Origin of the sequence: Leptospira abararensis (assembly GCF_016918735.1) — a bacterium.
Taxonomy (GTDB): domain Bacteria; phylum Spirochaetota; class Leptospiria; order Leptospirales; family Leptospiraceae; genus Leptospira_A; species Leptospira_A abararensis.
The window spans coordinates 279,525-300,873 of record NZ_JAFFPR010000060.1; the positions used below are offsets into that span (position 1 = coordinate 279,525).

Genomic DNA, 21,349 nt, shown 5'->3' on the forward strand with positions numbered 1-21,349 from the left:
TTTCCTTTTCTTTTCTATCACTACTTCTTAACCTTAGTAGCCTACCTATGAAGAAAAGAGTCATTTTACTGTATCTATCTTGCGTGTTCTTTGGATTGTCCGGTTGCACGGAAGTCAATCGCAACAAACCAATCGCAAAAGAAGGAATCTTGGACTTATCTTCATGGGACTTTTCTAAAGATGGAAACATCACCCTGGATGGAGAATGGGAATTTTATTGGAATCAAACAAAGAAAGGAATCCAAATTGATACGGAACTAGATAGAGAACCTAAGTACATCTACCAAACTATTCCTTCAAATTGGAAAGGTGTCGACTGGTTTGGTGAACCCCTCGGTGGATTTGGTTATGCGACATATAAGTTAAAAGTTTTCTTTCCTGAAAATACCCCCATCCTCGCCTTTCACAACCTAGACCTCTCCTCTGCATACCGATTGTACATCAATGGCAAACTGGTTGTGGAACAAGGGAGTTTTGGAATCAGTCCCAGCTACTTCGAACCTTCTTACAAATCCGTACTTATGGATATAGAACCTGTCTCTGGTGAAACAGAAATTGTTTATGAAATTTCTAACTTTCACTACTCCAAAGGCGGATTTTGGGAAAGTATGGAAATTGGCGAAAGACGGATGTTATATGACAAAGTCAATCGTAGTTACCAAATTACATCCTTTCTTGCCGGCAGTATCTTTCTTTGGGCCTTATATCACTTGGGTTTGTTTGTTATGCGAAGACAAGACAAAGCCAGTCTTTTTATATCACTATTTAGCTTACTCATTGTTATGCGCCTTCTTACGATTGGCGAAAGGAATATCCTCAATATCTTTCCCGGTATGCAAATGAATTTTCTCATCCGATTGGAATTTGCGACCATCTACATAGCAACCATTGTCTTTGCCTACTTTTACCGCCTAGTATTTCCCAATACTGTAGGTCAAAAGACCATGTGGGTTCTCGGAATCCTCATCACACCATTCCTTGCTTCTCTGTTTTTACCAGTCGCCATTTTTAGTGCCCAAATTCACTATTTCCAAATCTTTTTAATCTTAGTCTGCATAAGGATTACCATCGCCATCATTATGGCTTACCGCTCTGATACAGTGGGAGCGGGTCTTTCACTCATTGGGTTTAGTTTTGTTTTTGGAACGGTTGTCCATGATATCCTTTATCAAAACAATGTAATCAACACTATGAATCTAACTCCATTTGGATTTTTGGGTTTTATTTTGTTCCAAGGATACATTCTTTCTTATGGATTCACAAGGGCCTACCTCTCGATTGAAAAACTAAAAGAAAGATTAGAAGTTTCCAATAAAGAACTAAACATTCTAAAAGAGGGATTGGAAGACATTGTTGTCGAAAGGACTCATGAATTAGAAAATTCCAAAGCAAATATCGAAAGACTGAACGAATTTGCTAAAACATTAAACTCCTCCCTTGAGCTAGACAGTATTCTCGCCAAGGCTTTTGATTATTTGAATGAGGAAGTTTTATGTGACTCAATGATTTTACTTTTAGTAGATTCAGAAAATTCAAAAATCATTTATCACAAATCCGTTTCCTCTCCTAACTCCGGATTGGCGTTAGAATCAAAATTACAAGGAATGAGTTTTCCTTTGGATCCAAGTGCCGGACTTTTTTATCATGTATACAAAAGAAATCGTCCTTTTCGATTTGCAAAAGTTTGGGAATCACGTCTCAACGAATCCAACCAAAAATTTGTACAATTGATTGGAAAACATCCCGGTATGATCATTCCACTTAGTTCGCAAGGCAAAGTCATCGCAATGTTAGCAATTTTTAGTGAACAAAGAGGAACAAGTTTTTCAAAATCACAACTCCAACTTGTAGAAAATACAGCAGAGAACATTGCTACAGCGGTCACCAATTCCATCCTCGTGGAAGAAATGAACCGCGAAAAATTCATTGCTGAAAATGCACGAATGCAAATGGAAAATGCAAAAAACGAAGTTGTGAAACTAAACGAATTCACAAAAAAAATTAATTCGGAATCTAGTCTTTCACAAATTATCGAAGAGATGTTTAATTACATTCTAAAAACATTTGAAATCGAGGCTACACTCCTCCAACTTATAGATACAAAGAATAAAGAGTTATATACTTACAACACGACCATCCCTGCGTATGCAACAGAGGAACAGTTATTATTCGCGAAGTCTTTCCGTGTCCCTCTAAACGAAAAAGGAGGAATCATTTACAAAACTTACCTAAGAAAACGGGCCTTATTTGTTCCCAAACCTCCGAAACAATATGAATCAGAGTTAGACGAACAAATTTTTTCTAAACTCAGCCTCACCTCCTTTGTTGCTGTCCCACTGGTTGTACAAAATGAAGTGATTGGTATGGCGTATTTCACTTCCTACCAAAAACCCCTAGAAATCAGACGTGAAGTACTCCGAAGGATCTCTGGCTTTTGTGACCAAATCGCTGGTGCCATCCAAAACTCGTTACTATTACAAATTACAGAAGAGGAACGTAAAAAATCTGAACGAGCCAAGGGAGAAATCCAAAAGATGAATGAGTTTGCAAAAAATGTAAACTCTCAGAATAACTTAGAAAATATCCTCGCAGAAATATTCGGATTCATTCGGAAAAACTATAAAATTGAACATTGTGTCTTGTATTTTCTGGACAAAGAATACAATGAGTTTCGTTATCTCAACCACTCCGGATTTGACTTGTTAGTTGACGAAAATATAAACTTTTTTAAATCCCTTCGTTTTCCCCTCCGAGAAGAAAGTGGATTCATATACAAATGTTACAAAAGAAAGCGCCACTTTTATATGAAACATGTCCCGAAAGACATGCCATTTGCTGTTGACAAACAAATTACAGAAAAATCGGGAATGAAAGGATTTCTCATCTCACCTCTTGTAAACAATGATGAAGTGGTTGCTATGGCTATTTATGGAATCAGTGATGAAAACATCCAACTGACTACCGATGAAGTAAATTCCATAGTCGGTGTTTCCGAACACATTGCCAGTGCCATCAACAACCACTTTTTACTTAAAAAAATTGAGGAAGAAAAACAAAGATCCGATTCTCTTTTACTCAATATCCTTCCCAAAAACGTAGCGGAAGAGTTACAAAAAAAGGGACGAGTCAATCCAGTTGAATTTGAAAATGTAACACTACTGATGACTAGTTTTCCTGGATTTTCACAAATCACTGGACAATTGACTCCAGAAGAACTCATCGAAGGACTGGATTTATATTTTTCACGATTTGATGAAATTATCAAAGCCCAAGGTATGGAAAAACTTCGTATGACTGGGGATATGTATTTGGCAGCGGGAGGACTTCCTGTGGGTAACTTCACCCATGCAGTGGATGCCTGCCTTGCCGCCTTACAAATCAAAAACGAAGTGATTCGAATGATGGAAGACTTTAGAGACATTCCTTTCCGGCCCAATGGAATTACAATTGCCATTCATTCAGGCCCAGTAGTGGCAGGAGTCATCGGCAAATCAAAGTTTAGTTATGATGTTTGGGGCAAAACAGTCACGCAAACCCAAGCAATCCGCCGTGGTGGTGTGGGTGTTCCTATCAATATTTCATTAGAAACAATGGAAAAAGTAAAACGGCTCTTCCATATAGACAACCAACGTCAAATCAATACATATGAAGGTGATCAGTTCCCGATTTATGAATTGTTATCCTTAAAACCCGATTTGTCTGATGATAAAGGATTATTACCTAACGAAAAATTTGCAAGGTTATACACGCAGCAAAAACGTGGAGCCAAAATTCTTATCAAATGATCTACCTACTTTTTGGCATTGCACTTCTGTTTGTAAGTATCCTGTATTGGATCTTTACCTTATACAAACAAAAAGAAGATAGAGACAATACAATCACTGTGTTTCAAGCTGAATTGAATTTACTCAAAGAAGATCTTGCTAAAAAAGAAAAAGAACTGATAAGCACCAAATCTATCTCAGAAGAATTCTCTGACAAATTGGTTGATTCCTATAGCCAACTCTCTGATTTGGATGGCCTACTTCGAGAAATCAACTCTGCTTCTGACCTAAAAGACATTCTTAAAATCCTAGGTCGTTACATCAGAGAAAAGTTTAAAGTCCCACATTATCTATTGTATGTTTACAAAGAAGATTTAGAATCTCTAGAATTTTTTCACAGCAACTTTCCAGAAGAACTCACAGAGAAAGTAAAAGAAGAAATTATGGGAAGGCAAATTCCTGTTTCCGATTCCTACGTAACAATGTATGCCCATGCCTATGTTCGCAAACGCAAACGAAGTTTTTATATCCAAGATTTTGAGTCTTATAAAACAGAAGGTATCGAACTTGCAAACAAACAATCAGCTAATCTAAAATCTCTCCTTATCGTTCCTTTATACCTACGTAATAAATTCATTGGGACACTTGATTTATTAGATTATTCGGGAATTTTTGAGCTCACCGAACAACAATTAAACCAAATAAAAATCATTGCCGATTACATTGCAGGAACCATTGAAACCGGTTACCTTTTAAATGAACTCAAACAAGGAAATATTACCATCCAAAGGGAAAAAGAAAACATAGAAACCAATCGATTGAAGTTAGAAAACTTACATCGATTCAACCGCAAAATAAACTCGTTTTCACAAATTGAAGATATCACAAGAGAGGTTTTTTCTTATCTCAAAATCAACCATCGAGTGGAATTAGGCTTCATCCTTCTTGTAGATCTAAAAACAAATGCTCTTGTTCCCCTTATGGAGGGGGCTGAAGTTTTCAACAAAGGACTTCTTGTAACTAATTTCCTTAGAACATTTCGACCTACTCTATCACCGAACATAGGTTCTCTTTTCAGAACTTACCAAAAACAAAAACCTGTTTATTTAAAAAAATCAATCCAATGGAATCAATTGTCTCCAATTGATACATCGATTGTAGATAGTTTCAAATTAGAACTCTTTGGACAAATTCCACTTGTGGTCCAAGGACAAACCATTGGAATCATTTGTGTCACTCGCCTCACCAGAGAACAAGACTGGACTAAAGAAGAATTCGGAGAAATAATTTCTTTTTGCGAACAAGTTGCTGGCGCCATCCACAATGCAAACCTTAGGCGAGATTTAGAGAATGAAAGAGAAAAAACGCTCCACTTCATCCGAAACATTTTGCCAGGAGATTTAGCTGATGAGTTGATTGAAAGAGGAGAAGTCGCTCCGATGGAATACGAATCGGTAAGTATTCTATTTACCGATTTTAAGAACTTTACGATGGCAGCAGAATCTCTTTCTCCAGAAGATCTCATTGAACAATTGGATGGATGTTTCTCTCAGTTTGATGACATCGCAGTGCGCCACAATTTTGAAAAATTAAAAACCATTGGTGATTCTTATATGGCTGCTGGAGGAATCCCTCAAGGAAATTTCACTCACCCAGTGGATGCATGCCTTTTTGCTATGGAGATCAAATCCTTTATGACTCAGATCAGATCCTTTAAACAAATGTTAGGTCAAGATTTCTGGGAGATCCGAATCGGTATCCATACGGGACCTGTTGTTGCAGGTGTTGTTGGAAAAACAAAATTTGCTTACGATGTTTGGGGAGATACGGTCAACACTGCTAGTCGAATGGAAAGTTCAGGTGATGCTGGCGAAATCAATCTTTCGGAAATAACTTACGATAAGGTAAAACGTTTTTTTGAATGTGAATACAGAGGTAAAATCAAAGCCAAAAATAAAGGGGAACTCGGGATGTATTTTTTAAAGCGACTTCGTCCTGAATTTTCAAGGGATGCGGAGGGAATGGTACCCAACCAAATCTTTTTGGATTTATATAAAAATTTGCAGATCGGTGCTAAGATCATTTATAGACAGACTGGTTCTTAAATTAGTTTCCACCACCAGAAGAACTAGATCCACTACCCGACCCTGAACTGCTTCCGCCTTTATTGCCCGAACCAGAACTAGAAGAACTGCTGGATCGTCTTGTTGATGTCGATGTTGTTCTTGTAGTCGATGCCACAGGACATTTTTCATAACAAATCATGTACAAACTAACGCAAGTCACAGTTGTGGCAGTGGTATTATCCAATTGAGGGGCAAGGGCCAAAGCACAAACATATTGTTCGCGAACACATCGATCCATACACTGAGATCTTGTTTCATGGTTTTTTGAGTTGGAACATCCAGCAAATGACAGCACGAATCCAAAACAAAGAAATGATAATTTTAACATCCATCCGTTCATGTTGTTATGATCTCAGATTTCTGCCCATCCTACCATGGAGGATGTCCGCAAATGTGGGTACTACCTAAGAAACGGACTTGCCTATCCAGGGACTAGTTGCGAAGGTTAGATAGAAATATGGACACTCGCCAGGTAAGAATTCTTTTTTTAGGTTTTTACGTTTTATCTCTCATTGTTTGGATTGCTGAAGAAATTTTCACTCTTACCAACCCACCCGAGTATTTTGATCGATTTAGAATCGTCATTGCCACTGTTGAGTCTTTCATTGCTATATCTTCTTTTCTTGTCGTCTTTATCCTTTACAAAGAATTGAAAGCCGAAGCTGTCGAAAACGTACAAGCAAAGTCGCAAATCCATGTCCTGAAACGCACAAACCGGATCTTAAAAAATCCAGAACTAGGTTTTTGGGCAGAGGCAAAAGCCCAAATGGAAGAATGGAATTTGTCGGAAGCGGAGACTGAAATCGCAATCCTCTTATTACGTGGCTTTTCCCAAAAACAAATTGCGGCAGTTCGAAAAAAAAGCCTTCGCACCATTGAGAACCAAACAGCATCGATCTATGAAAAATCATCCATGAGAGGGAAATTAGAATTTATTTCTTATTTTTTAACTCCTTTATTGCCCGAGGAAGATTAAACAAAAAACCTTGACCATTCTCGTTTTCTTTGGTTATTTATAGTTTGTTTTATGAAAAATCAGAGAATCCTTCTAACGTGTATTTTTCTAGTCTTTTGTTCCTTGTCGGTTTTCGCTCAAACCTCCCTTGAGGAAAAAGACAAACAACGACAATCGGGCCTTGTCACTACCAACCAAAAGAAACAGGAAGAAATTCTACAGAAGTACAATGACTTTGTGAATCGAGTACAAACCAAATTCCCAGGACTCAAAATTTCCTCATCCCCTATCGACTTAAAACAAGCAGAAGGAATTTCAGATCATAATGCTGCACCTGGTGCGAAAGAGAAAAAATCAAAATCTCTTACAGCAATCGCCGCCGAAAGTTTTTTTCTCCAACTAGAACCAATGAGCAACCCTTCGACTCGTTCTGCTACGAAAGTAAAAAAAGGAGATTCCTTGGAAGTGGTGATGGTTTTAAAACAAGATGTAAGCGCCAAAAAAGAAGGATCTCATTGGGTTTTAGTTCGAACCAAATCCAAACAAGAAGGATACATTACCCAAGATTTACTTTCACCAAACAAACCCGCAGTTAAGGCAAGAAACACAGAAGGTTTATCTTTAGACTTATCATCACTTTCTGGACGAATCGCAGAGTCACCAAATACAAGTTATTCTGATTCTAGAAAAGGAAAGGATATGTGGGTGGAAGCAAGTTCTCTCAATATGAGAGGAGAACCTGACGTGAATGCTTACGTTGTTGCTAGGTTACCAAAAGGACTCAAAGTCAAAATCGAAACATCCACTGCAAACGAAGAAACTATAGACGGAATCACTTCCTATTGGCACCAAGTTTCCTCGGCTTATGGCAACGGATGGGTATTTGGTGGTTATTTAAGTGCTTCGGAAGTGGTCTCTTACGAAGTCCAACCAGGTGAAATCTCCTATCCACAAGAAAATCCGGATGAACTAAAAACAGGAGAAAAACGATATGTTCGCTCCACAAGTTTACGAATGCGCGATGAACCAAATGACTATGGTTCGGTGATCACCACAATTGTTGGTGATGAAAAAATCAAAATCATTGATACAAAAAAAGAAATAGAAACCATCGGAGGAGTTCGTTCCAAATGGATTTACATTTCTTGGAATGATGAATGGGAAGGTTGGATCTTCGGCGGATTTGTATCCAAAGAACGTGGACCTCTCGTTGATAATGACGATATCTCTAAATACTTTCAGATTCCGGTAGATAACGATCGTTATGTATCTTCCAATTTTGGAACTAGAGTGGATCCAGTGACGGGAAAGGTGGGTGCGTTTCATTCAGGAATCGATTTACCGGCGTCCATCGGTACACCCATAAAAGCTGTGAGTGATGGGAAGGTATGGAGGACCATAACAACTAGCGGTGGTTATGGGATGCTTACCATTCTAAGCCATAAAAACAATATATTCACCTACTATGCCCATCAGAACGAACGCCAAGTAAAAGAAGGTGACAGTGTCCGATCTGGAGATATCATTGGTCAGGTAGGAAACACCGGTAAATCCACCGGCCCACATTTACATTTTGAAGTTAGGAAAGGCCCTGACCAACAAGCGTTGGATCCAGATGCTTATTTACCCAAATGAAACATAATCAAATTACTTTTAGTTTTATCCTTTTCCTCTTTTCTTTCGGTGGCAGTTTTGCACAAGAAAACTTAGCCGAACCCACATCAATGACCGTTGTCACTCCCGACATGGTTCAGATTTTATCCAAAGGAAATGTAAAGGAATTTGAGACAGCTATCACAAATGGTGGTGACATCAATGCCAGTGATGAATCGGGAAAAACTCTCCTTGTTCTAGCAGTGGAAAAAAACAAACCGAAACATTTTGAGATTTTACTGAACCAAGGAGCCGACCTCAACAAACGAGATCTTTCCGGCAAAACATTGTTACATTATGTGGTCACCTCTCGTTTCACAAATCAAATCAAAACCATTGTGGAAAAAGGCGCGGACCTGAATGCTTATGATGCTGATGGAAATACCGCTTTACATGTTGCCGTTCTAAAAGCAAATCTCGCCGTACAGAAGTTACTTGTGGAAAGTAAAGCAGATGTAAATTTGCGAAACAATCCGAGGAAGTCTCCTCTTTATTTGGCTTTTGAAAAATCAAAAATAGATTCTATTAACTATCTTCTTCAAAATGGAGCGGACATCAACCTTCCCGATTTAACTGGTCGGACGCCGGTTTTTGTTTCGATTGACCAAAAGAACTTAAAACTACTGAACTTAAGTTTGGATTCGAACGGAAACCCCAATACAGAAGATACAAAGTCCATTCGACCGATTATATTTGCTATTGAAAAAGGATTTACACAAGGTTTGGAAGTTCTTCTAAACCGAGGTGCTGACGCAAATGTTAAAACACCAGAGGGAGAATCCCTACCGTTTTATGCGGTAGAAAAGAAAAACCTAACAGCCGTAAACTTACTCCTCAAAAAAGGACTGGCTGTTGATTCCAAAAACTTAAAGAACATAACTCTATTTGAACTCGCATTACAAAAAAACGATTCTAATCTTCTAAAACTTGTTTTAGAAGCGGGTGCCAATCCCAATCAAACATTATCCACAAATAAAAATCCATTAGAAGAATCCATTGAAGCATCCAAATGGTCCATTGCAGAAATTCTCATCCAGAAAAATGCAGATGTGATGATACCAAATATTGCCGGATACCTTCCCATTCATTTAGCCTCTAGAAAATCTGGCCAAAAGATAGTAGAAGAGTTAGTGAAAAAAAATGTTCCCGTCGATGTTTTAAACCAAAAAACTAACGAAACATCACTCTCTCTTGCTTTGGAAAACAAACAAGTTTCTATTGCAAAGTTTCTTTTATCAAAGAAAGCAAATCCCAACCACAAACAAAAAGATGGTTCCAGTTTGATTTTTTCAACTATCGAAAGAAAGGATGCAGAAGCATTCAAACTTTTAGTAGCAGCGGGTGCTGATCTCCAAACCTTAAACGAAGAAGGCGAAAACCTAATCACTACAATTTGCAAATTGGAGATTGATAAAAAAGAACAAAAGTTTGCAGACGAAACTATTAAACTATTGATAACCAAAGGCGTAAACCCTAACACAAAAAACAAACGCGGGTTAAGTGCTCTTCACATTGCCCTCAACAGAAATCGTATAGATACCATGTCTCAACTCATAACCTTAGGTGCTGATCCCAACCTAACAGATAATAATGGCCTTACTGTTTTACACAAAGCCATTCAAAAGTTTTTATCCTCTAGAGAGAATATGCAAACAGAAAGTTATAAGAAATTAGTACTATTCCTAGTAGAAAGAAGAGCGAACTTAAACCAACAGGATAAATTAGGGAAAACTATACTTTCCGAACTAGCAATCCAGTTTGATCCTGGTAAAAGTGATTCCATTTTGGAATTGGCTAGAGTTTTCGTTTTAAATGGCGGAGATTCAAAAATAGAAGATAAAACAGGAAAGTCTCCTCTGGAATATGCGGAGGATAAGAAAGTAACTGAATTGATTGAGATTTACCGCGGCCTTTAATGTCCATTCCTAAGAAAGATAATCGAATCAACATCTTTGACTTCGTTAACACTGTCCCCACGAAGACATTCAAACGAGGAGAAATCATCGTAAGAGAAGGTGAACCGTCTAACGAAAAGATGTATTTCATTCTTAGTGGTTCACTTTCTGTGGGAATGGGTGCACCCGATCAGGGAAATTTTCATGAAGTGCGTAAACTTTCCACTGGTGAATTCTTTGGAGAGATTGCTCTCATTTCAAGCCACCCAAGAGCCATGACAGTTTTTATAGATTCAGACCGAGCACAACTTGGAATCTTAGATAAACAAAATTTAACTCGTATCGCCAATTCAAACCCTATGTTTGTTTATGCATTGTTACAAACTTACGTAGAACGTTTGATAGAAGCAGAACAAAAACTAAAAGATCTAACGGAGTCAAGTGATGGGACTTAAAGAATCTCTCGCAAAACTTAGTATGATCAATATCAAACGGGGTGAGGTACTCTTTAAAGAAGGGGTGCCGTCCAACGGAGCTATGTTCTTTTTATTTGAAGGACAGTTAGATATTTACAAACAAATCGAAGGTAAACATGTCAAACTGAGAAGTATTTTACCCGGCGAATTTTTCGGTGAGATGGCCATTATCAACAATAGTCCAAGGGCTGCATCCATAGTAGTTGTTTCAGAATCTGCAAAACTGGGAATCATCAATCGGACAACGTTCGGGCAAATGAGCCAAGAAAGTCCCGAGTTCCTCTTTCTATTACTTAAAAAAGTAATAGAAAGACTCTATGAGACAGATGGAAAGATCCGTGCCATCAAACGCAAACAAGACGAAGATACAATGATAGCCAAAGTGTTACCAACACCGACTAACGAAGACGATGCTGTATCCACATCTTCCCAAGATCCATTTTCCGATAATGCAACACCTGTTGGGGAATAATCTAGTTAATTTTGTTTTTTACGTTTTAACTTAAAGAATTCTGGCGAAATCTGAATTTCCGGAATCATCCATCCCCGATCCCGAACCACTAATTCCTCAATTACTTCCGCAATTTGATTTGGTAACAAATAGGACTTTGGATCCTCGTCAGGTTCAAAATTTAAGTTCTTATAAAAATCAGTTTTTGTTATATCAGGAATGATTAAATGAACCTTGACACCAAACTTTCGTAACTCGGCAAATAACTCTCTGGCATAATGATGGATCCCTGCTTTAAGAGATGCATAGACATTTCCCCAAGGAGAGATTTCCTTTCCTGCAACAGAACCAATAAACACAATACGACCCTGATTTTCTTTTAGAATGCGAGTCAATTGACTAGTCAGTAACATCGGTGCTGTCACGTGAATGCTGATCATCTCACGAATTTTTTCCGAAGACAACTCTTCTACCGGTGCAAAATAAGCAAGGCCTGCATTATGAACTAACAAACTGATTTCTTTTTTTTCAGGAATACGATCAAGCAACTGGTCCAATTGTTTGGCATTGGAAAGATCACAAGAAATCAATGTAAACAATTCGTTGGAATAAACGCAAAGATCTGGATTTCTTGCCACCCCATAAACTTTATAACCCAAGGAAACCAACATTTGCGAAATGGAAAGTCCAATTCCGCGCGAAGCTCCCGTGACTAATGCTACCTTTGTTAAAGTCACAGGCTTTCCATAAATTCCCAAACAAGTTTTGAACCATCGACCACTTTTGTTGTTTTCCCTTGGTCAATAAAAGGAATCATTGGTGTTTCCCCAGGCCAACTATGACCAAGTCCATTCAATCGAATCAACTCAACCTTAGTATTTTCCGCACAAGTTTCATATCGTAAAAAATCTATTTTTATCTCTGCCAAATCCTCTTGGTATGTTTGAGTTTTTGTTACAGCAGAATCATTACACAGATTCCATTCTTTCCAACGTAAAATTGAATCATCAACAGATAGAATTTCACCACCATCTCTCACATACCCTCCGCTATATGGAACGAGAGGATCATCAGTGCCTGCAATAATCCCGACAGAAACCGGATTTGAATTTAATATTGATTTTCTTTTGAGAGTATAAACTGAAATCTGCGCCGCAACACTCAATACACCTTTCCATAAACCAGGTTTTTCGGCGGCCATTCTCTGAGCCATAAAACCGCCATTGGAATGACCTACCAAAAATACTTTTTTAGGATCCACTGACCCTTCTGCAATCAATCGTTTTACCATTGCTTCAATGAATGCAATATCGTTGATTTGGTTTTCATCTGCTGGAGTATTCCCTCGTCCGTCAGCCCAACTCCTTTTATAACCATCAGGAAATACAACAATGAAACCTTTAGTATCTGCCAAAAGATCTAATTTAGTTTGTTTAATCATGGAAGAACCTGATCCAAATCGACCATGTAAGGCAACTAACAAAGGTATTGGTGATCCATTCCATTGTTTTGGATAATGGACAATATAAGTTCTCTTGTTGTTTTGGATGTCAATGAAGTCCAACTTTTCATTCGGTAACAATCGTCGATTCAATCCCATACAAGATAAAACCAAACAGAAGAATACAATCAGGTAAAGGTTTCTCATATTTCTTTTATCTCCAATTCCGTAGCATCAATCAATTGTTCTTTATAAATTCGATTGGGCCATTGAGTGATCATAAAAATCACAACCGGAATTCCTCGCCACTGATCCATCCCTATATCGTATTTTGATTCATTTTCAACCACACCTAGTTTAGAATATCGAAATGTAAGTGTTTGTTCAGTTCTGATATGAGAGGGCACCATCCCTCCGGATAAAAAAGTTAGTAAAAAATTCAACCGATGCAAAATTACATATTTATACACCGGATCTTTTTTTTGGAGGATCACTTCTAACTCTGAATTTGCGTTAGGATCTTCTCTTAAACCCGCATTGGACAATCTATCCATAATTATTTTTTTTTCTTGTTCATAACGATAGAACCCGATAAAAACAACTCTTACTTTTTCTTTTCCAATAGAATGAGTTTTACGTTCTTTAGAAGTGACTGGATCTGGAAAGGCGGCACAGTTCAGAAAAAAAAGAACTGATACAACCTCTAACAAAATTAGAATCTTATGTTTACAGTTCATCCTGAGTATCTCCTAGAAATTTTGATACTTTTTCCGTTAGGATCGGTTTCCATTCCTTCCGATCATCTCCCCACATTAGAAGAAGGGAAATCCAACCAAACACTCGATACGATTCCATAGGATATCGATATTCTTTCTCGAATTTACCTTTTTTGCTCAGCCGAAAGACCAAATAGTCATCATCTCGATCAATATCAGGAATTACAAAAAATGTACTTATCGCCAAAAATCGATTCAATAAATAAACGCTAAATCTTTCAGGATTTCTTTCCGGTAAATACGATACAGGTTCGGTCGCTTCTCCTAGAAAAAATTTAAACTTAGGACTTGATTCTAGTATAATTTGGACATGTACATCTGTTTTATTTTGATTCTGATATCGAACGGAAGAAAATTTTCCAGACGATTGGAGGGCAGCAAGTATATAAGAAATTCTGCGACGATCTGCTTCATCATCCCAACCTATCAATTCATAACTCAGTGACTTGTCCTTGCTATATTTAGAATAATCAGCGTTAAGTCTTTCTGAAGAATAAAAAACAGAACAGGACCAGAAGGGAAATATAAAAGCAAACACCAAACTACTATTAAAAATTTTCCTCAAAGCTGATTCCTATCCTCTTTTTAACTCAAACTTTTGTAATTTATATTCATTTCCATTCAGTAAAACGGAAATTGTATGTATGCCAGGGTAATAAACCCGTGTAGTGATGGGAGCAAACGAGTGTTTTTTGATGATTTCCATTGTTTCGTTTGGTAGCAACATTCGCTCACCTAACTGGAATACTTTATAGCCATAATTACCTTTCGATAACAAAAACCCAATTTTATACTCCATCCGTATCTTCGTTTTATCTTTAGTTGTTTGTTTAACAGAAATTTTAAACTCAAGTGAATTTCCGATTTTGACTTCCTTATTTAATAAGGAAAATTTTATTTTTTCTGGTTTCCACTTTGTATTATAAGAAAAGAATCCTAATGCTTTAGTGTTTCCTTTTTTTAAAAGTGTGCGTAACGAATGTTTTAAGTTTTTATCCAATTCTTCTGATTTTCCAAACTTATTCCTACAAAACTCCAAAACTAAATCGGGGTTCAATTTGGATATGTCATTCAAATGATTTGCAGCACTCCTGCGAACAATCTCATCTTTATCATCCCAAAGAGTTTCTAATATTGGTATATGAATTTCTGGATTTTTTTTTATCTCTGGTATTCCGATTCCCCAAGGTAACATAGGGCGACTACCTTCACTTGCTAACCTTCGGACCATTGGTTCTTTGTGTTTTGACCAAAGGTGCATTTGCTTTAAAGTTTTATTAAAATGATGTTTATAGAAAAAACGGATCGCAAACTCGGCACTTGAAAATACAGTAACCTTTTCCAAGGCCTTCATAGAAGTTTCGAAGTCATCTAACCCTGATTTTGTGACAATATCATTTAGAAAAATATAAGGAAAATTAAAATCTGGAATTCCTTGATTTCGAAGTGAGTTTATCAATGCAATGAGATTGGGATAAATCAGAGAGATCGGCCCCTGCCAATATTGAACCAAAACATCGGAAAGCCGATTGATTCTTTCCTTTAACTCCATTTCTTTCCAAGGTGAAAAAAACACCTGCTTCTGAAATTCCAAAGGACTGATCTTGGAATCCACTTGGTTTAAGTGATTTCCCAAACCAAGAACCCATTCACGGGAATACATTTCTTTCAAAGGCTCCATACGTACTAGAACGAATCTAGAGCAGGCTATCGTAATTGAAATCGAAAAAGTAAACTTGGATTAATTTACGAAATTCAAATATCCACACATGGGGGTCGGTTTCCCGATGCGAAACACAATAATTCTGCTCAATTTGATGATTATACGAATGTCGCTTAAACTACCCCTCCCGCCAAGAATGGGGGAGTGGGAGAGCCATTCGGTTGATAAGCGCTTATCGTTTATTATTTACGGTAAGATTTGATACTTATTTTTTCCCAACTCCTGACCATGGGTGAATTTTGATATCCCTTCTCGTTTTTCTTCTTAATGGATTTAGATCATGCCCAGGGACTATAAGAACATTTGGATTTGAAGATTGGAATGCCAATAATTGCCCGAGTGAAATCCTCGCCGCTTCTCCATCAGAGGAAATAAATGGAAGTCCAATCGATTGAGTATTAATGTTATGTTCTGTCCAAGCCATATCGCCGGTTAGAAGTACAGGCCCTGATTCTAAATTTACTAAAACAGAAATATGTCCAGGGGTATGTCCTGGTGTCGAAAGAACGATTACGGATCCATCTCCCACCAAATCATAAAACCCTTCAAAGGAGCCAAATTGTTTTGTTAAAGAAAAATTAATTTGATGCCAATTCGGAACACCATCATACTCATTTTCCACATAATTATAGTTTGGTGATTCAAGCCCATGATTTATTTCACGACGATCTGCTACAATACGGGCCTTAGGGAATTCTTCTACAGCTCCCACATGTTCTGGATGAAAATGTGAAACTAAAATATCTCGAAGGGAATCTGGATTGTTCCCGGTAGCTTTCAACTGGTTACGGAAGTCCTGGCCAGGGTCTTGTTCCATAGGCATTAGTCCCACTCGATGAATCCAACCTAAATGTTCAGAGGGATTAGTTGCTATCTCTGAATGGTGGCCGGCTTCGAAGGCAATCAATCCATAGCGCGGATGGGAGATCAAATAAGCAGGTTGGTCCATATTAACTTTCCCCTCTCCGCCTGTGTATGCAGCCCAACCATCGATGACCATCCGACCGGTTTGGAAAACTTCTAGTTTGAGACCAGGAATAGGTTTCTCGAGATGGACCGGGAGAACCTCTTTTGTATAAGGAACTGCTGCTCTGCCGAAGCAACCAAAAAGGGAAAAAAGAACAACCAAAGCCAGGATCGGGGATAGGGATTTCACAATTATCTCTCCATAAAGAATCTTTACATAAAGATATTTTGATTTTTACTTTGACGTCAAGATAATTTTCCCAAGAGTCAGTGAATGGATGCAATCGATGAGATTTTAAAGCAGTGGCAAAAGGAAAATCCCTCCCTTGCTCTCCGCGGAATGGAAGTATTCGGACGTTTAGGCCAAGCGGCCCTCCTTGCAAGCGATGTAGTGGAGTCGAATTTAGGAAAGTGGGGATTAAAATTAGGGGAATTTGATGTTTTGGCCTCACTTCGCAGGTCGGGTGCACCCTTTCGATTGAACCCAACCCAACTTTGGCAAGGAATGTTACTTTCTTCCGGAGCGATGACCAATCGATTGGATCGCCTGGAAACTGCAGGTTATATAGAAAGATTGCCTGACCCAAATGACAGGCGAGCCACCCTAGTTTCCCTGACAGAAAAAGGTTTAAAACTCATTGATGAGGCAGTTGTCTCACACACGCAAAACGAAGAGGAATGCATTCAGGATTTCACAGATGAGGAAATTAATTCATTAAATTCTCTCTTAACAAAACTAAAACAATCGATCGAAAAAATTAGGTCTCTACAGTAGGCAACCAAACGGAGAAACAAGCTCCTTTGACAACATCTTCCGATTCAATTTTCCCACCCATTTGTGATATAATTTTTTTACAAATATCAAGACCTAACCCCATCCCTTCGCCATTAGGTTTTGTTGTGAAAAATGGATCAAAAATTTTTTCTTTAATCGAATCAGCAATACCAATGCCTGAATCGATAACCGATACTTTGATCCAAGGTTCAATCAATTGGATTTTGATTTCTAATGTTCCGCTATAAGACATCGCATGTAATGCGTTATTTAGCAAATTAATCCAAACTTGATTGAGTTTGTCTCTATTACCTTTGCATTTTTTTTCAGTTAAATATGATTTCAATATGGTCACTTTGTTTAGATTATAATGGTAAAGTGAAAGGATGGTATCCATTTCAAAAGCAATATCAACGTTTGTATCTCCATTTAATACATCTTTATCGGAAACAAGATAACTCTTCAGAGCTTTAATTACATGAGTGGCCTTATCGGAAGCAACCGAAATTATTTGATTCGAACGGTAAGCAGTTGTTATGTTAGAGACAGTTTCTAAAATCTTAAGCGAATTTTCACTTTCTAATATCTGAGAGAGTCCATCACCTAATCGAAAGGCGCCAGTCTCAACCACTAATTGCATATGTTTCCCATACAAGCCCATCTTTTCTATATTTGAATACTTCGAAGCTAGATCTTTCTTAATAGACCTTTCTATTTTTCCTTCAAGAAAAGTTTGGTTCTTGAGACTTTCTTCCAACAAAATATGAAATCGTAAAGAATCTTGCTTATCAAAGCCAACAATAGTATCCATAATAATGTTCATCTTATTTTTTAGAAAATCAGCAAGAGAATGGTTGGAAGAAACAATGGCACCAAGTGGAGTATTTAATTCATGCGCCATGCCCGCTGCCAACTGCCCGAGTACAGCCAATTTTTCTGAGGCTAAAAGTCTATCTTGCGCTTCAGTAAGTTCTTTTAATGTATTCAACAAACTTTGATTTAAAACTTGTAGGTATTCGTTGGAATGTTTCAATTCCTCTGTTCTTACCTCTACTTGTTTCTTCAAATTTTCAGAATATTGTTTATTTAATCGTCTCCATTGGACTAACCAAATAATCGCTAAAGAAAAAACAACAATCCCAAAGGAATAATAAATCCAATCATAATTAGCGGGAGGATGAGGATCGTAAATAAATCCTTTTAAATTAATATTCCTCGGAAGCATACCCAGCTCCGCATATACCTCGTTTATGTGTTTCCATCGACCAGGATTCATATATCCCATCTCTACAAGGATTGGTTGGATTAAAGGAGTCATTTGTTCCGCTTCAAAGAGTAATCGTTCCTTCGGATTTCTCTTTGAATATTTCTCGTAGATTAAGTCTACGATTTCTTCTTTATGGCTCATTGCATACTGCCAACCACGAAGACTCGCTTCTCGAAATGCCTTTACTCTTTCGGGATGTTTACGAACCTCCTCTTCACTAGTAAAAAAGTTATCACCATAAAAATCAATACCAGCCACTCTCGGTGAATAGGCAACATAAGGGAATCCCGCTTTTTTAAAGTCATAGGTTTGTGTTGTTGAATAACCCGAATAAGCGTCTACTTTACCTTGAATTAAGTCATTCGGGTTGAATCGATGCTCTAACAACTGTAAATCGCTTAAGTTAATTCTTTCCTTTTTGAGATAAGCAACAATTTCATCCATATGGGGAGTCAACATAACCCGTTTTCCAACTAGATCATGAATACTTTGTATATTTGATGATTTTTTAAAAAAAAGGACAGATGGCGAATGTTGTAAGATAACAGCGAGAACTACAACAGGTTTTCCCGCATATCTTTCCTTAATTAGTTCATTACTTCCAATGCCGTATTGTCCAGTAGATTGAATGACTTTATCGTGAATCCCTTTGATTCCAATTGTACTTTCTATAATTTCTACATCAAGACCGGCTTCCTTATAATAACCTTTTTCGAGGGCAGCATAGTAACCAGCGAATTGAAATTGGTGAAACCATTTAAGATGGAGAGTTACTTTTTCGATCCCAAAAATGGGGGAGGCAAAGGTAAATAGGAGGCAAACAAAGAAGACATAACAAAATTTTTTAGAGACAATGTGCCAACCCATACTCTGTTTTTTATATAGATTAGGTCTCCAAATCAATGAATTAAATGAAATGAATAGTATTTTATTTATGAGATTTCTTTTGATTCATCGTAGTATAGATAATTTCTCATACAAATTGAAACAGAGACTCAGGTTTTGATTTTACTCTTAACTTTTTCAATCCAATCTAAATTCAGTTTTGTTTGTTTTTCTGCGAATTCGAGCGTCAAAGACCAATATTCTTGATCTGGGTGTTTGTCCCAATCTCTATCTAATTCTTTTTGAAATACCTTCAATGATTTTAAATCTTCCTTTTGTTTACGAATCTCTTCTTCTAATTGTTGGGTTAATAATTTCGGATTCATATGCCTTCCAAAAAATACCTTAAACAATAATTCGTTTCTTTTATTAGATTGGATTGGTGATTCGTCCATCCAACGTCGGAATTCTTCTAAGCCAGGACGAGTGATTTTATATACTTTTTTCTTTTTCCCACTAACATCCGTTTTCTCCCATTCGCGAATCAAACCTTCTTCTTCTAACTTAGAAAGTGTTGGATATATCTGGCCAAAACTTTCGTTCCAGAAAAAACTAATCGTAGACTCTATGTATTTTCGGATTTCATATCCGTTCATTTCACATTGGGAAAGAATTCCCAACAATGCATATTGTGTTTTACTTTCTCGTTTCATTGGAATGTTCCAAATCTTTTTTAAATTGATAGTATTTACTCGAAACTTCTTCTGGCGACTCAATTTGAGGCCAATGCCCAATCAATTCTGATAAAAAATATACGGGTTTTGTGGGAAAACTTTTTAAAAAACGATTTGCCATATGTCTACCTGAGTTTGGATCCGCTGGTCCACAGATGTAACAAAATGGAATCGTTGTATCCGACATGGCACCGATCCAACGTTTTTGATAACGCACTTTATCAAAAACCATTCGGCCAATCAAATAAGCTATGGATTTGCCTTCCTTATAATTCAAAATTTCCCAAAAGATTCCTAACCAATGAGAATCTGGTTGAGTGTTTGCTCCAAACACTCGAAACAAAGAAACTTCTACAGACTTACGACTCATCTTTTTACTTAAAAATTTTCCTATCACATTGGGAGTCTGTGATAACAGCCTTTGGATCAGTCTAGGTTTGTAGACGTCAGTGAACAAACCTCCATTCATAAAAGCAACAGAGCGGATGTTAAACAGATTTTTTTCCGATGATGCTAACATTTCCTGAACAACACTCACAGCTAAATCATGAGCTAAAATATCTGCTTCCTTTATTTTCAGGTGTTTTGCGACTGCATTCACTATTTCTGCATATTCTTCGAATGTATATTTATGATTTTTAGGTTTATCCGAAAACCCCATTCCTAAAAAATCCAAAAGTATAATCTTCCTGTTTTTGGATAATTTGGGAATGACTAAATTCCAATCGAAACTATTGAATGGATATCCATGTAAAAGAAATAAATTTTCACCCTCACCTAGCGTTCGATAAAAAATAGAATGACCTTGAAAATTTAAATATTTACCACTTTGTTCAAACTCATTTAATTCTGGATTATAAAAATTCACATCATTTACCTTGAATCGCCAAAGACTCTACAACTTTTGTCCATTTGGAAATATCTGTTTGTTTTCGAGTTCTCACCTGTCCAAAAATACTTACTTTCACTGGAGACACTCCGCAAAACTCTAGTGTACCAAACTTTAACAATTGTACACCTGGTGATTTATTGAACCATTTATAGTACCAACTGGGGGCATCCATCGTAACCAAGATACGAGCCGTTTTTCCTAACAGTAGTTTTTCGGGAAGTGGAGAGTTTTTTCGATACTTAAAAGAAAAACCAGGCAAAAATACACGATCAATCCATGCTTTTAAAACTGCAGGCATACTGGCCCACCAACTAGGAAATACAAACACCATGTGATCGGCTTCAGATATTAATTTTTGACTTTGAATTAAATCAGGTTCAAGAGTTTGGATGGAATCCTTTTTGTGACCCGAATATAAATTATAATCAAATTTTAGTTCCGAAAGTTTCAAAAAACTAACAGTATGACCAGATTCTTTTGCCGAATTCACATAACTTTCGGCTAAATGACCACAAAGTGAATTTGGGTTCGGATGACCAAGAACAACAAGAATATTCTTTTCCTTTGTTTTCATAATAACTCCATATCTACCAGATATATTTTCTAGCTATATCTAATAGATATAGATTG

19 protein-coding genes are annotated in these 21,349 nt (G+C 37.3%); 8 read left to right on the top strand and 11 right to left on the bottom strand.

Annotated elements, in window-relative coordinates:
- Positions 1-47 precede the first annotated feature (47 nt).
- Together JWG40_RS18600 and JWG40_RS18605 are read left to right on the top strand one after the other, a co-directional pair.
- Complete coding sequence (locus tag JWG40_RS18600; protein WP_205287250.1) at positions 48-3,785, top strand: adenylate/guanylate cyclase domain-containing protein; 3,738 nt, start codon at positions 48-50, stop codon at positions 3,783-3,785.
- A complete protein-coding gene (locus tag JWG40_RS18605; protein ID WP_205287251.1) occupies positions 3,782-5,869 on the top strand; it encodes an adenylate/guanylate cyclase domain-containing protein in 2,088 nt (695 codons plus the stop codon). Before JWG40_RS18600 ends, JWG40_RS18605 begins: the two co-directional genes overlap by 4 nt.
- A 1-nt stretch (position 5,870) precedes the next feature.
- Here JWG40_RS18605 and JWG40_RS18610 read toward each other — a convergent pair whose 3' ends face one another.
- Entirely contained in the window at positions 5,871-6,128 is a 258-nt protein-coding gene (locus tag JWG40_RS18610; protein WP_232369490.1) for a hypothetical protein, read from the bottom strand.
- 219 nt (positions 6,129-6,347) lie between these two features.
- On the opposite strand from JWG40_RS18610, the gene JWG40_RS18615 reads away from it, so the two are divergent.
- From JWG40_RS18615 to JWG40_RS18635, 5 genes are read left to right on the top strand one after another with little or no spacing between them, the layout of a single operon-like run.
- Entirely contained in the window at positions 6,348-6,866 is a 519-nt protein-coding gene (locus JWG40_RS18615; protein ID WP_205287253.1) for a helix-turn-helix transcriptional regulator, read from the top strand.
- 51 nt (positions 6,867-6,917) lie between these two features.
- The gene (locus tag JWG40_RS18620; RefSeq protein ID WP_205287254.1) at positions 6,918-8,480 is read left to right on the top strand and encodes a peptidoglycan DD-metalloendopeptidase family protein; all 1,563 of its coding nucleotides are present in this window, start codon (positions 6,918-6,920) and stop codon (positions 8,478-8,480) included.
- Entirely contained in the window at positions 8,477-10,414 is a 1,938-nt protein-coding gene (locus JWG40_RS18625; RefSeq protein WP_205287255.1) for an ankyrin repeat domain-containing protein, read from the top strand. Before JWG40_RS18620 ends, JWG40_RS18625 begins: the two co-directional genes overlap by 4 nt.
- Entirely contained in the window at positions 10,414-10,848 is a 435-nt protein-coding gene (locus tag JWG40_RS18630) for a Crp/Fnr family transcriptional regulator (protein WP_015681290.1), read from the top strand. Before JWG40_RS18625 ends, JWG40_RS18630 begins: the two co-directional genes overlap by 1 nt.
- Entirely contained in the window at positions 10,838-11,341 is a 504-nt protein-coding gene (locus JWG40_RS18635; RefSeq protein WP_205287256.1) for a Crp/Fnr family transcriptional regulator, read from the top strand. The genes JWG40_RS18630 and JWG40_RS18635 overlap by 11 nt, the downstream gene beginning before the upstream one ends.
- Before the next feature lie 5 nt (positions 11,342-11,346).
- On the opposite strand, the gene JWG40_RS18640 is transcribed toward JWG40_RS18635, so the two are convergent.
- The 6 genes from JWG40_RS18640 to JWG40_RS18665 form a co-directional block, all read right to left on the bottom strand.
- Positions 11,347-12,057, bottom strand: coding sequence for an SDR family oxidoreductase (locus JWG40_RS18640; protein WP_205287257.1), 711 nt, complete (start codon positions 12,055-12,057; stop codon positions 11,347-11,349).
- Positions 12,054-12,968, bottom strand: coding sequence for a CE1 family esterase (locus tag JWG40_RS18645; RefSeq protein ID WP_205287258.1), 915 nt, complete (start codon positions 12,966-12,968; stop codon positions 12,054-12,056). Before JWG40_RS18645 ends, JWG40_RS18640 begins: the two co-directional genes overlap by 4 nt.
- Entirely contained in the window at positions 12,965-13,498 is a 534-nt protein-coding gene (locus JWG40_RS18650; RefSeq protein WP_205287259.1) for a hypothetical protein, read from the bottom strand. The genes JWG40_RS18645 and JWG40_RS18650 overlap by 4 nt, the downstream gene beginning before the upstream one ends.
- Entirely contained in the window at positions 13,488-14,102 is a 615-nt protein-coding gene (locus tag JWG40_RS18655; protein ID WP_205287260.1) for a hypothetical protein, read from the bottom strand. Before JWG40_RS18655 ends, JWG40_RS18650 begins: the two co-directional genes overlap by 11 nt.
- Before the next feature lie 9 nt (positions 14,103-14,111).
- A complete protein-coding gene (locus JWG40_RS18660; protein WP_205287261.1) occupies positions 14,112-15,218 on the bottom strand; it encodes a DNA alkylation repair protein in 1,107 nt (368 codons plus the stop codon).
- A 247-nt stretch (positions 15,219-15,465) separates the two neighbouring features.
- Complete coding sequence (locus JWG40_RS18665; RefSeq protein ID WP_205287262.1) at positions 15,466-16,416, bottom strand: N-acyl homoserine lactonase family protein; 951 nt, start codon at positions 16,414-16,416, stop codon at positions 15,466-15,468.
- A gap of 84 nt (positions 16,417-16,500) precedes the next feature.
- On the opposite strand from JWG40_RS18665, the gene JWG40_RS18670 reads away from it, so the two are divergent.
- Positions 16,501-17,001: a MarR family winged helix-turn-helix transcriptional regulator gene (locus JWG40_RS18670; RefSeq protein WP_205287263.1), complete on the top strand. Its 501-nt coding sequence runs from the start codon at positions 16,501-16,503 to the stop codon at positions 16,999-17,001.
- Here the strand turns inward: JWG40_RS18670 and JWG40_RS18675 are convergent.
- The 4 genes from JWG40_RS18675 to JWG40_RS18690 all read right to left on the bottom strand — a co-directional run bounded on the left by JWG40_RS18675 (position 16,985) and on the right by JWG40_RS18690 (position 21,293).
- Positions 16,985-19,135 (bottom strand): ABC transporter substrate-binding protein, encoded by a 2,151-nt coding sequence (locus JWG40_RS18675; protein ID WP_205287264.1) that lies wholly within the window; start codon positions 19,133-19,135, stop codon positions 16,985-16,987. The genes JWG40_RS18670 and JWG40_RS18675 overlap by 17 nt on opposite strands.
- Positions 19,136-19,263: 128 nt before the next feature.
- Positions 19,264-19,806 (bottom strand): PadR family transcriptional regulator, encoded by a 543-nt coding sequence (locus JWG40_RS18680; protein WP_205287265.1) that lies wholly within the window; start codon positions 19,804-19,806, stop codon positions 19,264-19,266.
- Positions 19,790-20,695: an alpha/beta fold hydrolase gene (locus JWG40_RS18685; protein WP_205287266.1), complete on the bottom strand. Its 906-nt coding sequence runs from the start codon at positions 20,693-20,695 to the stop codon at positions 19,790-19,792. The genes JWG40_RS18680 and JWG40_RS18685 overlap by 17 nt, the downstream gene beginning before the upstream one ends.
- Before the next feature lies 1 nt (position 20,696).
- Positions 20,697-21,293 carry an NAD(P)H-dependent oxidoreductase gene (locus JWG40_RS18690; RefSeq protein WP_205287267.1) on the bottom strand — a complete coding sequence of 199 codons (597 nt, stop codon included), beginning with the start codon at positions 21,291-21,293 and terminating at the stop codon, positions 20,697-20,699.
- Positions 21,294-21,349: the final 56 nt, after the last annotated feature.

Bases quoted from the DNA above. Each gene is read 5' to 3' on its own strand.
- JWG40_RS18600 (WP_205287250.1), top strand. From the start codon at position 48: ATGAAGAAAAGAGTCATTTTACTGTATCTATCTTGCGTGTTCTTTGGA.
- JWG40_RS18605 (WP_205287251.1), top strand. From the start codon at position 3,782: ATGATCTACCTACTTTTTGGCATTGCACTTCTGTTTGTAAGTATCCTG.
- JWG40_RS18610 (WP_232369490.1), bottom strand. From the start codon at position 6,128: ATGGATCGATGTGTTCGCGAACAATATGTTTGTGCTTTGGCCCTTGCC.
- JWG40_RS18615 (WP_205287253.1), top strand. From the start codon at position 6,348: ATGGACACTCGCCAGGTAAGAATTCTTTTTTTAGGTTTTTACGTTTTA.
- JWG40_RS18620 (WP_205287254.1), top strand. From the start codon at position 6,918: ATGAAAAATCAGAGAATCCTTCTAACGTGTATTTTTCTAGTCTTTTGT.
- JWG40_RS18625 (WP_205287255.1), top strand. From the start codon at position 8,477: ATGAAACATAATCAAATTACTTTTAGTTTTATCCTTTTCCTCTTTTCT.
- JWG40_RS18630 (WP_015681290.1), top strand. From the start codon at position 10,414: ATGTCCATTCCTAAGAAAGATAATCGAATCAACATCTTTGACTTCGTT.
- JWG40_RS18635 (WP_205287256.1), top strand. From the start codon at position 10,838: ATGGGACTTAAAGAATCTCTCGCAAAACTTAGTATGATCAATATCAAA.
- JWG40_RS18645 (WP_205287258.1), bottom strand. From the start codon at position 12,968: ATGAGAAACCTTTACCTGATTGTATTCTTCTGTTTGGTTTTATCTTGT.
- JWG40_RS18650 (WP_205287259.1), bottom strand. From the start codon at position 13,498: ATGAACTGTAAACATAAGATTCTAATTTTGTTAGAGGTTGTATCAGTT.
- JWG40_RS18660 (WP_205287261.1), bottom strand. From the start codon at position 15,218: ATGGAGCCTTTGAAAGAAATGTATTCCCGTGAATGGGTTCTTGGTTTG.
- JWG40_RS18670 (WP_205287263.1), top strand. From the start codon at position 16,501: ATGGATGCAATCGATGAGATTTTAAAGCAGTGGCAAAAGGAAAATCCC.
- JWG40_RS18675 (WP_205287264.1), bottom strand. From the start codon at position 19,135: ATGGGTTGGCACATTGTCTCTAAAAAATTTTGTTATGTCTTCTTTGTT.
- JWG40_RS18680 (WP_205287265.1), bottom strand. From the start codon at position 19,806: ATGAAACGAGAAAGTAAAACACAATATGCATTGTTGGGAATTCTTTCC.
- JWG40_RS18690 (WP_205287267.1), bottom strand. From the start codon at position 21,293: ATGAAAACAAAGGAAAAGAATATTCTTGTTGTTCTTGGTCATCCGAAC.